12 protein-coding genes are annotated in these 12,155 nt (G+C 64.0%); 6 read left to right on the top strand and 6 right to left on the bottom strand.

Annotated elements, in window-relative coordinates; all coding sequences use genetic code 11:
- Positions 1-24 precede the first annotated feature (24 nt).
- Both MESS2_RS02815 and MESS2_RS02820 read right to left on the bottom strand, forming a co-directional pair.
- Positions 25-909, bottom strand: a complete 885-nt coding sequence (locus MESS2_RS02815) for a DMT family transporter (protein WP_008872551.1) — start codon at positions 907-909, stop codon at positions 25-27.
- 234 nt (positions 910-1,143) lie between these two features.
- Positions 1,144-1,551, bottom strand: a complete 408-nt coding sequence (locus MESS2_RS02820; RefSeq protein WP_008872552.1) for a DUF2000 family protein — start codon at positions 1,549-1,551, stop codon at positions 1,144-1,146.
- Positions 1,552-1,578: 27 nt separating this feature from the next.
- On the opposite strand from MESS2_RS02820, the gene MESS2_RS02825 reads away from it, so the two are divergent.
- A complete protein-coding gene (locus MESS2_RS02825) occupies positions 1,579-2,454 on the top strand; it encodes an AraC family transcriptional regulator (protein WP_008872553.1) in 876 nt (291 codons plus the stop codon).
- On the opposite strand, the gene MESS2_RS02830 is transcribed toward MESS2_RS02825, so the two are convergent.
- Together MESS2_RS02830 and MESS2_RS02835 are read right to left on the bottom strand one after the other, a co-directional pair.
- On the bottom strand, positions 2,455-2,925 hold the full coding sequence (locus tag MESS2_RS02830; RefSeq protein ID WP_008872554.1) for a MarR family winged helix-turn-helix transcriptional regulator: 471 nt from the start codon (positions 2,923-2,925) through the stop codon (positions 2,455-2,457).
- 219 nt (positions 2,926-3,144) lie between these two features.
- A complete protein-coding gene (locus MESS2_RS02835; RefSeq protein ID WP_040591920.1) occupies positions 3,145-3,870 on the bottom strand; it encodes an intradiol ring-cleavage dioxygenase in 726 nt (241 codons plus the stop codon).
- Positions 3,871-4,048: 178 nt separating this feature from the next.
- On the opposite strand from MESS2_RS02835, the gene MESS2_RS02840 reads away from it, so the two are divergent.
- The 5 genes from MESS2_RS02840 to MESS2_RS02860 all read left to right on the top strand — a co-directional run bounded on the left by MESS2_RS02840 (position 4,049) and on the right by MESS2_RS02860 (position 10,048).
- Positions 4,049-5,122 carry a CobW family GTP-binding protein gene (locus MESS2_RS02840; protein ID WP_008872556.1) on the top strand — a complete coding sequence of 358 codons (1,074 nt, stop codon included), beginning with the start codon at positions 4,049-4,051 and terminating at the stop codon, positions 5,120-5,122.
- A gap of 259 nt (positions 5,123-5,381) precedes the next feature.
- Positions 5,382-6,356, top strand: coding sequence for a WD40 repeat domain-containing protein (locus MESS2_RS02845; protein WP_008872557.1), 975 nt, complete (start codon positions 5,382-5,384; stop codon positions 6,354-6,356).
- A 144-nt stretch (positions 6,357-6,500) separates the two neighbouring features.
- Positions 6,501-7,883, top strand: coding sequence for an aspartate aminotransferase family protein (locus MESS2_RS02850; protein ID WP_008872558.1), 1,383 nt, complete (start codon positions 6,501-6,503; stop codon positions 7,881-7,883).
- A gap of 14 nt (positions 7,884-7,897) precedes the next feature.
- Entirely contained in the window at positions 7,898-9,319 is a 1,422-nt protein-coding gene (locus MESS2_RS02855) for a glutamine synthetase family protein (RefSeq protein WP_008872559.1), read from the top strand.
- 42 nt (positions 9,320-9,361) lie between these two features.
- Positions 9,362-10,048: a UdgX family uracil-DNA binding protein gene (locus MESS2_RS02860; protein ID WP_280113303.1), complete on the top strand. Its 687-nt coding sequence runs from the start codon at positions 9,362-9,364 to the stop codon at positions 10,046-10,048.
- Positions 10,049-10,062: 14 nt separating this feature from the next.
- Here the strand turns inward: MESS2_RS02860 and MESS2_RS02865 are convergent, their stop codons facing one another.
- Together MESS2_RS02865 and MESS2_RS02870 are read right to left on the bottom strand one after the other, a co-directional pair.
- Positions 10,063-11,328, bottom strand: coding sequence for a glycerate kinase type-2 family protein (locus MESS2_RS02865; RefSeq protein ID WP_008872561.1), 1,266 nt, complete (start codon positions 11,326-11,328; stop codon positions 10,063-10,065).
- A gap of 208 nt (positions 11,329-11,536) precedes the next feature.
- Complete coding sequence (locus MESS2_RS02870) at positions 11,537-12,043, bottom strand: heme-degrading domain-containing protein (protein WP_008872562.1); 507 nt, start codon at positions 12,041-12,043, stop codon at positions 11,537-11,539.
- Between the last annotated feature and the right edge of the window lie 112 nt (positions 12,044-12,155).

Consider the following 12,155-nt stretch of genomic DNA (forward strand, 5'->3'; position numbering starts at 1 on the left):
CTTATGCCATCGATCGGCAGCAAATCAAAGTTTTTTCGCGAGCGTTTCCGCCTCCGCGTCCAGTGCCGCGTGATTGCGCAGGCGAAGCCGGTGTTCGCGATGGACGATATAGAGGCCGCTGGCGACGATGACGGCGGCGCCAATGAGCGTCCAGCGGTCGGGAAACTGGTTGAAGACGAGCCAGCCGGAAATAATCATCCAGATCATCTGCGAATAGGGATAGGGAGCGAGCGCCGTGGTGGTCGCAAGCCGGTAGGCCTGCACCAGAAGCCAATGGCCGATGCCGCCGAAGACGCCCAGCATCAGCAGGATGAACCAGTGCCAGCCATCATGCGGCAGGGAAAATGAGAACGGCAGCAGAGGCAAAAGCACGACGGCCGGCGCCAGCGCCGAAAACAGGATGAGGCTCTCCGAGGTTTCCGTCGCCGCCAGCCGGCGCGTCATGATGACGTAGAAGCAGTTCGACAGTATCGAGCAAATCGCGAAGACATGTCCGATGCCGAAGGCGCCGACGCCCGGACGGGTGATGATGAGAACGCCGACAAAGCCAGTCAGGATCGCCAGCCAGCGGCGCCATCCCGCCCATTCGCCAAGCAGGGGGCCGGCCAGTGCGGTGATCACCATCGGCCCGAAGAAATAGATCGACGTGGTTTCCGCAAGCTGCAGGGTCTGCAGCGCCAGAACGTTAAAAATGGTCGATCCAAACAGGAACAGACCGCGCGCGACCTGCGCCGGCAGGTTGGCGGGACGAAAGCGCGCCGGCTCGCGCCATCCGCGCAAAAAAGCGCCGACCAGCAGGACATGGACGGCAAAGCGAACCCAGGCGACGATCAGCGCCGAGACGCCGGCCAGGACAAGATATTTGCTGCTGGTGTCGAGGAAAGTGAAGAACACATAGACCGAAAGCATGCAAAGAATCGCCGCCGGAGGCGTCGCGCTTTCGTCTTGCTTTGGGGAAGGACTCAATTTCAGGCCGGGTAGTGAGGTAGAGCCTCACCTTTGCGGTAATTGTGGCCTGCCGGCAAGCCAATTGTCGCCTGATGCCGGGCCAAAGGGAACTGGTACAACAACAGGCGCCAACAGGCTTAGTTCTTGTGCTGCAAGCCGTTGTCTGTCCACTCTTGGTTAAGCCCAAGGCACACTCTAGGCGTGCATGTGGGCGCCCTTGGTGATCTTGTCGACAAGTTTCTTCTCGGCGCGCAGCGCGATGCCGACGACCTTGGCGTCGTCAGGCGCAAATTCGGCAAAGACGGCGCGGTTGGCCGCGTCGTGGCCGGTCGAGAACATCTCCTCGACATAGAGCGACGTCGCCACGCCACGCTCCAGCGCGCGCCGGTGGAGCGCGCCAAGCGTCGCGCTGTCTGCGGAAAGCACGATGACCGGCTGGATCGAGAGCGCGTTGTAGATATTGCCGGCGCGGTCCCGGTAGGGCTCGCCGATGATGTCGGGAAATTGCGCTACGACGCCGCTGGTCAGGAAGGCGGTGACGTTGAGCTTCTGCCAGACGGGAAGGTCATCCCTGAGCACGATTGCAAATTTCGTATCGAACATGAGACAGTCCAGAACATGATTGAAGCGATGCCGCACGATCTAGGCCAGCAGGCCCGCCAGGGTCTTGAACGTTTGTGCGCGAACGCGGCCGGAGATTGCATCGTCTCGGCGCCCGGCGCTGCCGGCATGGAGCGCATTGAGGCGCGGTTCCATGGCAGCGCCTTCGATCTCCACCGCCACGATACATATGCAATCGGGGTGACGCTCTCTGGCGTGCAACGCTTCCGCTATCGCGGCGCGATGCGGCACAGTCTGCCTGGCCAGGTCATCGTGCTCCATCCCGATGAATTGCACGATGGCGGCGCCGGCACCGAGGATGGGTTGCGCTACCGGATGCTCTATCTCGAGCCGTCGCTGATGCTGGACTGCCTCGGCGGCGCGTCACTGCCTTTCGTCAGGGACGCCGTGGTGAGCGACCGCGCTTTCTGCGCGACGCTGCTTTCGGCGCTGGCGCCGCTGGACCGGGAACTGGATGAGCTGTTCGTGGTCGATTTCATGGCGCAGCTCACGCAATGCCTTCGGCGGCACGCCGGACAGCCGGCTAAGCCGGTGACAAAGACGGCCCGGCGCGCCGCCAGTCTGGCGCGCGACTACCTGGAGGAGAATGCCTGGCGCACGGTACGCTCCGGGGAGCTGGAGGCGATCACCGGGCTCGACCGCTACAGGCTGTCACGGCACTTCCGCGCCACCTTCTCGACCAGCCCGCACCGGTTTCTCTTGATGCGGCGGCTGCAGCGGGCACGCCGGATGATCGAGGCGAACGAGCCGCTGGCGGAAATCGCGGTCGCCGCCGGTTTCAGCGACCAGAGCCATTTCATCAGGCATTTCAAGAAGGCGTTCGGCATCACGCCGGGACGTTGGTCGGCGCTGATTCACCGATCACCAACGGCAGCGGACCGTTGATCAGTCGTCGAGGTCGGTGTCGTCGTCGAGGAGCACCATCTCCTCGTTGGAAAGATTGGCCTCGATGCGGGCAAGCAATTTGAACAGCGCCTTCTGGTCCTTCTTGTCGAGGCCCTTCAGCGCCTGCTTTTCGGTCTTTTTCACCGATTTCTCGATGGCGTGAATGATTTCGCGGCCGGTATCGGTGAGGAAGATGTGGGCCTGACGGGCATCGTTTACCGAGGCGCGCTTTTCCAGGAAACCTTGCGCCTGCAGCCGGTTGATGGTCTTGGTGATGGTCGGCGGGCGCACGCCGAGGCGGCCGGCGAGATTGCCTGGCGTCTGGCCGTCCTCGCGATCGAGCGCCAACATGATCTGGTCCTGCCCGGCATAGAAGCCATGCGCCAGGAGTCGCGCGGCAAGCGCCGTTCGCGCCAGTCGCGCCGCCGAATGCAGCCGGCTCATTGTCGCAGTCTTGTCCGCCTTGGCCATGGTCATCCCTCTTCGGCCGAACCGGTGCGAGCAGCATAGAAGCTGCCGGCCGGTTGGCAATCGACGATCAAAAGAATCCGGCGCCGAGAAACAGCTTTGCCGGCAAGCATTGCGATGTCCGCCGTGGTGATGCCAGATGTTTATTTCAGTTAGATGACAAAGGACTTTCGGCCGCCGGAGACTTTGCAGCGCCGCCACGCACGCCCCGAAACCGGCCGCTCAGCCGGATTTCACGGCGACGACCAACAGGGCCTGGTAGGCGTCCGCGGCCTCGCGCACCGCCGCCTGCGACAGCGGCCCGGCCCGGCGGGCGATACCGTCCCGGACATTCAGCGTGTCGCGCTTGCCGGGGCGGTCGTTGTAGGGCGCGATCTTGGTGAAGATGTCATCGCTCAGGCTATCGGGGAAAAACATCTGACCGGTCATCACCGACTTGTCGTCGGGGAAGACCTTGAAGTGGATATGGGTGGTGCGGCCGTGATACCAGCCGGGATAGATCGTGGCGAAGGAGACGATGCCGCTCTCGTCGGTCTTTTGCCAGCCGCGCAGAAAATTCTGACCGGAGGTGTCGATGTCCTGGCCGTCGCCTTGCCCGGGATAACCGGAATAATGCCCTTGCGCGTCACAATGCCAGATGTCGACACGCGCGCCGGCAAGCGGGCGGCAGGCAGGGTCGACGATTTGCAGCCGCACATTGAGGCCAATCCCCTTTTTGCCCCCGGTGATATCGGTGCGTTCGAGCTTCGGGTCGAAATAGAACGGACCCTCGGTCGCTTCCGGCGTGATGGCGCATACGCCGGCACCGCTCTCGAACAGGGCAAGCCCGGCATAGGGTGAAGCCGGCGCGACCAAGGCTGCGGCCGGCAAGAAGACGCCGCCGCCAGCAGTCACGGCGATGAGGCCCAACGCCTGACGCCGGTTCAATGGCAAGGACTTGTCTGACATCCAGCGCTTCTTTGCTTTTCTCGAGCTACCTTGCCTTGCTTACCTAAGCAGTGAGGCGAGCCCTTGCCAATGAAAGTTCGACAATGCCGACGATCCATTTGGCCTATCGGTTTGCTGCGTGCAAAAGCCGGGCACACATCCTATATGGAGCCGACAATCTCCTTTTCGAGGCCCAGACATGAGCGATGCACAGACGCAGATTCCCGTAACCGTCCTCACCGGCTATCTCGGCGCCGGCAAGACGACGCTGCTCAACCGCATCCTCTCGGAAAACCACGGCAAGCGCTATGCCGTCATCGTCAACGAATTCGGCGAGATCGGCATCGACAATGAGCTGATCGTGGAATCCGACGAGGAGATCTACGAGATGAACAATGGCTGCGTCTGCTGCACGGTGCGCGGCGACCTGATCCGCGTCGTCGAAGGCCTGATGCGCCGGCCCGGCCGTTTCGATGCCATAGTGGTCGAAACGACCGGCCTCGCCGATCCCGTGCCGGTGGCGCAGACCTTCTTCATGGACGACGACGTGCGCTCCAAGACCAAGCTCGACGCGGTGGTGGCGCTGGTCGACGCCAAGCATTTGCCGCTGCGGCTGAAAGATTCCCGGGAAGCCGAGGACCAGATCGCCTTTGCCGACGTCGTCGTGCTCAACAAGACCGATCTGGTAACGCCGGAGGAGCTCGCCAAGGTCGAGGCGACGATCCGCGCGATCAACCCGGCAGCCAGGATCCATCGCACGACGCGCGCCGGCGTGGCGCTGTCGGAGGTTCTCGATCGCGGCGCCTTCGATCTTGCCCGTGCGCTGGAGAATGACCCGCATTTCCTCGACGAACATGATCATCATGACCACGACCATCACGATCATGACGGCCACGATCACCACCATCATGATCATGACGGGCACGACCATGATCACGAGGGGCACCACCACGCGCATCCCTCCGACATCCATGACGTGACGGTGCAGTCGGTGTCGCTGCGCGGCGGCGAGATGGATCCGAAGAAATTCTTCCCGTGGATCGAGAAGGTCACCCAGATGGAAGGCCCGAACATCCTGCGGCTGAAAGGCATCATCGCGCTCAAGGGCGACGACGAGCGCTATGTCATCCAGGGCGTGCACATGATCATCGAGGGCGACCACCAGCGCGCCTGGAAGGATGGTGAGAAACATGAGAGCCGGCTGGTGTTCATCGGCCGCGAACTCGACGCCGAGCGGCTGAAGAAGAGTTTCGAGGCCTGCCAGGCGGCTTGATTTTCAAACCTTATAACGGTAGCGCTGCCCCTTCTTCCTTCTCCCCTTGTGGGAGAAGGTGGCCGAGCGAAGCTCGGTCGGTTGAGGGGTGTTCCAGCTTGGCACCGGCGGCGATTCGTCCAACACCCCTCAACCGTCTTGGCGCTGCGGCCAATCCACCTTCTCCCACAAGGGGAGAAGGTCGCGTCGCACCTGGCCTCGCTGATGATTCCTCCAATGGCGGCAAGGCGACCAAACAATCTCTAATGGAACAGTTCGCATGCCCACAGTCGCGCCCCTGGATCTCGAAGGCCATTGCATCACCGCCGTCTTTCTTGGTGACGTGCCGCATTTCGCGCTGGCCGACGGGGCTATCCATCGGCTCGACCATGGCCACAAGACCGTGCAGGCCAATGACGGGCTGCTCGCCGCCTTCCATGATGTGGCTAACGACCGGCTGATCACCGGCGGCGAGGACGGCAAGGTGTTTGCAATCACCGCCGGTGGCAATGCCGGGGAATTGGCGAGTGCCGGCAAGAAATGGATCACCAGCGTCGCCGCCGGGCCGCAAGGCGCCATCGCTTTCGCCTCAGGCAAAACCGCCTATGTGCGCTTTGCCGACGGCAAGACGAAAGAATTTGCGCATCCGCGCTCGGTCGAGGGGCTGGCGTTTTCGCCAAAAGGCATGCGTTTCGGCGTTGCCCGCTACAATGGCGCAACGCTGCATTTCCCCGCTGCCGAGGGCAAGCCGGTGGAGCTCGAATGGGCCGGCGCCCATACCGGCATCACTTTTTCGCCGGACGGCGCCTTCCTCGTCACCACCATGCAGGAGAATGCCCTGCATGGCTGGAAGCTCGCCGACGGCAAGCACATGCGCATGAGCGGCTACCCCGGCAAGGTCAAAAGCCTGTCGTGGAGCGTCAAAGGCAAATGGCTGGCGAGCTCCGGCGCGCCGGCGGCAATCGTCTGGCCGTTTTCGAGCAAGGACGGGCCGATGGGCAAGGCGCCGCTGGAGCTCGGCACGCGAGGCAACGCCATGGTGACCGCCGTCGCCTGCCATCCAAGCCAGGATGTCGTCGCTATCGGCTATGACGACGGCATGGTGATGGCGGTGCGCTTTGCCGACGCCAAGGAGGTGCTGCTGCGCCGGCCGGGCAAGGGCGCCATCACCGCGATGATGTGGGACAAGCAAGAGCGCCGCGTCGTCTTCGGCAGCGCCGCCGGCGACTGCGGCGTCATCGATATTTCGGCGTGAGCTGGCCTGCCACCTATCCGGGTGTCGGCGCCGCCGGCATCTGAAAGTTTCCTCCTAACCACGCTATCGCTGAGCCAATGCAGGGCGATCAAACGGCCAATTGCGGTTGACGATACCCATTGGCTAAAGTGGGGAGAGGGATTCATGCGCAGCATAGACCATTCAACGACTTCCATCGGCGGCATCGACGCCGCCCGCATCGCCGAGCTGCGCGAGGCGGAGGCGGTGGCGTTCCGCCAGGCGCGGCCGAAATCGATGGCAAAGGTCGGCAACGGCCTGCCCGGCTTCTTCGGCGGCGTGCCGATGCACTGGATGGCCGACTGGCCGACGCCCTTCCCGATCCTGGTCGGCAGCGCCGAGGGCGCCACGATCACCGACGTCGATGGCAATCGGCTGGACGATTTCTGCCTTGGCGATACCGGCTCGATGTTCGGCCATTCGCCGCCGCCGGTCGCCCGCGCCATCCGCGCGCAGGCCGGACGCGGCCTGACCTATATGCTGCCCAGCGAGGACGCGCTTGCCATCGGGCCGCTTCTGCAACAGCGCTTCGGGTTACCTTTCTGGCAGATCGCAACGACAGCGACCGACGCCAACCGCTTTGCCCTGCGCGTCGCCCGTGCCGTCACCGGCAGGGAAAAGATCCTGGTTTTCAACGGCTGCTATCACGGCTCGGTCGACGAGACGATGGTGCGGCTGGTCCGGGGAAGGCCGGCCAACCGACCCGGACTGGCCGGCGAATTCCGCGACCTGACCCGGGCGACCGAAATTATCGAATTCAACGACCTGCCGGCGCTAGAGGCCACGCTCCGGAACAGGGACATCGCCTGTGTCATCACCGAGCCGGTGCTGACCAATTCCTGCATGGTACTGCCCGAACGCGGCTTCCACGATGCCCTGCGACGCCTCACCCAAGCGGCCGGCACGCTGCTTCTGATCGACGAGACGCACACGATCTCGACCGGCCCCGGCGGCTACACCAAGACGTTTGGACTGGAGCCGGACCTGTTCGTATTGGGCAAACCTATCGCCGGCGGCGTGCCGGCCAGTGTGTGGGGGATGAGCGAAGACGTCGCCACACGCTACGGCGCCTATATCAGGACCAAGGAGCCAGGCTATTCCGGCATGGGGACGACGCTGTCGGCCAATCCGCTGCAATTCGCGGCGATGCGCGCCACGCTGGAAGAGGTGATGACCGACGAGAATTATGTCCATATGGACCGGCTGGCGCGGCGGCTCGACGCCGGATTGACCGCCGTCATCGACCGCTACCGCCTGCCCTGGCATGTCGCGCGTGTCGGCGCCCGCGTCGAATTCATCTGCGCGCCCGGCCCGCTGAGGAATGGCGGTGAAGCGGAAGCCGCGCATGCGCCCGACCTCGAAGCGGCAATCCATGTCGCGCTGGTCAATCGCGGTGTGCTGATTGCGCCCTTCCACAACATGATGCTGCTCTCGCCGGTGACGAGTGCGGCCCAGGTGAACCGGCTGATCACCGCCTTCGCGGCGGTTGCAGCAAGGCTCACGGCGTGAGACAAGCTTGCGGCATGAGAGAAGCACGCAAGCCAGATTTGAGCTCCATCATCACCTCGCCTTCGGGTTCCACGCCGGCAGAAGCGCGGGCCTTTCTCGACTTACACCAAGAGATCGAGGCCTTCGATATCGTGCTGACCGACGCCAACGGCGTCGGCCGCGGCAAAATCGTGCGCCGGCATGAGCTGATGAGCATCTTCGAGGGTGGCCGGCACATGCCGATCTCGATCCTCGGCCTCGACATCACCGGCGAGGACGTGCACGAGACCGGGCTGATCTGGGCGACCGGCGACGGCGATCTCAGGGCATGGCCGATCCCCGGCACGCTGGTGCCGCTCTACGGCACGCAGCCGCCGCGCGGCCAGGTGCTGATGGCGATGTACCATCTCGACGGCCAGCCGATGCCGTCCGACCCACGGCTGGCGCTGGCCAGGCAGGTGGACATCCTGGCGGCCAAGGGCCTCCATCCGGCTGGCGCCTTCGAGCTCGAATTTTTTCTCCTCGCCAATGAGCGCGATGGCGACGGCAAGGTGCAGCCGGCGCATGCCGTGCTCGACGGCCGCCGCTCGGCCAAGACGGAAGTCTATTCCGTCGACCATCTGCACGGCATGGAACCGCTGTTTTCCGACATCTATGCCGCAGCGAAGATGCAAGGCATTCCGGCCGAGACGGTCATTTCCGAGTATGCGCCAGGCCAGTACGAACTGACGCTCAACTACCGCAAGGATGTGATGCGGGCGGCCGACGACCTCGTCATGCTGAAGCGGCTGGTGCGGGCGCAGGCGCGCCGTCACGGCGTCACCGCTTGCTTCATGGCCAAGCCGATCGAGAAATATGCCGGTTCCGGCATGCATTTCCACGTCTCGCTGCAGAACAAGGAGGGCCGCAACGTCTTTGCCGAGGCCGGCGGCGAAAGCTGGTCGCTGCCGCTGCTCAACGGGCTCGGCGGCTTGATCCAGACCATGGCGGAATCGATGCTGGTGTTTGCGCCGCATGCCAATTCGTGGCGGCGCTTCGTGTCGCAATCCTATGCGCCGGTGGCGCCGAGCTGGGGCGTCAACAACCGTTCGGTGGCGCTGCGCGTGCCGGCGGGCGACGCCAGGAACCGGCGCATCGAGCACCGGCCGTCGGGCGTCGACGCCAATCCCTATCTGGTGGCGGCGGCAGTGCTGGCAGGCATCGTCAAGGGATTGGACGAAGGCCTCGATCCCGGCCCCGAAACCACTGGCAACGGCTATGAGTCGTCCGAGACCCAGACCAGCATGCCGGTGGACTGGCGCGCCGCGATCGAAGCGGCACGGGCATCAAGTTTCCTGAAAGGCGCGCTCGGTGAAGACCTGCACCGCACCTTCGTGGCGATCAAGCAATCCGAATATCTGCGCGTGGCGCGCACGGTCAGCGAACTGGATTATCACCTCTATCTGCACGAGGTGTGAGAGGAACCATCGTCCGCCCTGTCCATTTCCCTATCGAAGCGGATGAGGTCGATGACGGCGACGACAGGCTTGCCGCATAGAGCGAGGACACCAGCCCGACGCGCACCACGTGCTGCGTTGGCGCCGAACGAGGGCAATGCCAGCTCGATTTCCGAATTGCGCGAGGCGGCCGAGGGTTGCCGGCGCTGCCCGCTTTGGCGCGACGCGACGCGGACGGTGTTCGGCGAAGGGCCCGATAACGCAAGTGTGGTTTTCGTCGGTGAACAGCCAGGCGATCAGGAGGATCTCGCCGGCCAGCCATTCGTCGGCCCGGCCGGCAAACTCTTCGATGCAATATTGGACGACGCCGGGGTGAAGCGGCAGAAGATCTATGTCACCAACGCGGTCAAGCACTTCAAATTCGAGCCACGCGGCAAGCGCCGCCTCCACTCCAAGCCGAATGCCGGCGAAGTGCAGGCCTGCCGCTGGTGGCTCGACAGGGAACTCGGGCTGATCAAACCCAGTCTGGTGGTGGCGCTCGGCGCGACCGCGGCGCAGTCGCTGCTCGGCAAAGCGGTGCCGGTGACGAAGATGCGCGGCGAGGTGATGCAGCGCGAGGATGGTTTGCGCGTGTTTATCACCATTCATCCCTCTTTCATCCTGCGCATCCGTGAGCCTACCGACAAGGAAGCCGAACGCGAGCGATTCCTGCAGGATATGAAGCTGGTGAAGCGGCTGATGGCTGCCTGAAGGTTCGGACGAACCTATCTGATCAGTATCGCCCGGAGATCATTCACATTCGTCCCGGTCGGACCGGGTACGAACAGGTCGCCTGTCGCGTTAAAGGCCGTCCAGGCATTGTTGCCGGCAAGCATGGCCTTGGCATCGATGCCAGCCGCCCGCATACGCGCGACCGTCGAGCCGTCGGCAAAGGCGCCGGCATTGTCTTCCGAGCCGTCGATGCCGTCGGTGTCGGCGGCCAGCGCATGGATGCCTTGCGCGCCACTGATGCCAATGGCGAAGGCGAGCAGGAACTCCGAGTTGCGGCCGCCCTTGCCTTTTGCCCGCAAGGTCACCGTGGTCTCGCCGCCGGACAGGATCAGCACCGGCTTGCGGAATGGTCGGTTGCGTGTCGCCACCTCGCGCGCGATCGCGGCATGGACGCCGCCGACCTCACGCGCCTCGCCCTCGATGGAATCGGACAGGACGACCGCCTCGATGCCCTGGCGCCTGGCTTCTTCCGCTGCGGCTTCCAGCGAGACGCCGGCTGAGGCTATCAGATGCACTTCATTGCGCGAAAAACGCCGATCGTCGGCGCGCGGCGCATCGGCAGCCGGCGAATTGATGTGCGCCATGACGGAAGCCGGCAGTTTCATGCCATAAGCGGCGATCGAGGCCAGCGCATCTTCGCGGCTGCCGGCATCCGGCACGGTCGGGCCGGAAGCGACCAACGCCGGATTGTCGCCGGGGATGTCGGACACCACAAGCGATACAACCTTGGCCGGATATGCCGCAGCCGCCAGCCTGCCGCCCTTGATGGTGGAAACATGCTTGCGGATGGTGTTCATCGCCGCGATCGGCGCGCCGGAGGCGAGCAGCGCCTCGTTGACGGCGATCTCGTCGGCCAGCGTCAGGCTGCCGGCAGGCGACGGCAGCAGCGCCGAGCCGCCACCGGAAATCAGCGCCACGACCAGATCGTCCGCGGTCAAACCCTGGACCTTAGCCAGCAACCGGCGCGAGGCCTCGAGCCCGGCGACGTCCGGCACCGGATGCGCCGCCTCGATGGTCTCGATGCGCTCGCAGGTCGCGCCGTAGCCATAGCGAGTGACGACCAGTCCATCGATCGGCCCGTCCCACACCTTCTCGAAAGCCGCCGCCATCTGCGCCGAACCCTTGCCGGCGCCAATGACGACCGTGCGCCCCTTTGGCTTTGCCGGCAAATGATCCCTGATGGTTCGCTCGGGATCTGCGGCGGCGACAGCGGCGTTGAAAATCGCGGTGAGGAAGGATTTGGGGTCGAGAATGGTCATACTGAGCTGCGACCGACGTTCTTCGAACTTCTCCAGCGTTTGCGCTGCCCCTCACCCTTACCCTCTCCCCGTATAGAGACGGGGAGAAGTGCCCGGCGTTGGAGCGCTTCTCTTCTCCCCGTCCCTATACGGGGAGAAGGGGCCGGTCCACCCTCCGCAGCTGCAGCGCAGCTGCTGCGGGGGACGGGCAGGCGGATGAGGGGCGGCGTCAACGTTTTTCTTCGGGCGGCAGCGCCAAGTTGCGCCCGTCAATGCCGAGATGCTCGCACAGCGCGTCGACGACGACGCCATGGTCCTGGCGCTCCGGCAGGCCCGAAACCGCGATCACACCGACGACGCCAGCGCCTTTGACCGTTATGGGAAAACCGCCGCCGGCCAGCACATAGTCGACAATGTCCAGCCCTTCGCCGACCTTGAAGCTGCGGTCGGGGCGCTGCTGCTCCAGAACCATGCGATAGGTGCTTTTCAGGAAACGCCGCACGACATTGATCTTGCGCCGCGCCCAGTCCGGATTGGAGGCATTGGAGCCAGGCATGGCGGCATAGAACAGCGGCCGGTCGAAGGTTCTGATATCGACGATGACAGGCAGGTCTTCCCTGAGCGCCCGCTCACGGATTGCCGAGCCGATCTTGAAGGCCACGGCCTCGTCGAAGGTGGGGAAGACGAGCGTGGCTTCCTGTTTCTTGATCAGAGCGATGTCGTCCGCAACGGCCACTTTCTTCCTCCGAAAATCGTCACACGTCGTTTGTACGACAAGCTCTGCCCGGTCAAGCTCCCGTTGCGGCGGCCCTCTCATCCGGCCGCTTCGCGTCCACCTTCTCCCCGCC

This window comes from Mesorhizobium metallidurans STM 2683, assembly GCF_000350085.1.
Classification (GTDB): Bacteria; Pseudomonadota; Alphaproteobacteria; order Rhizobiales; family Rhizobiaceae; genus Mesorhizobium; species Mesorhizobium metallidurans.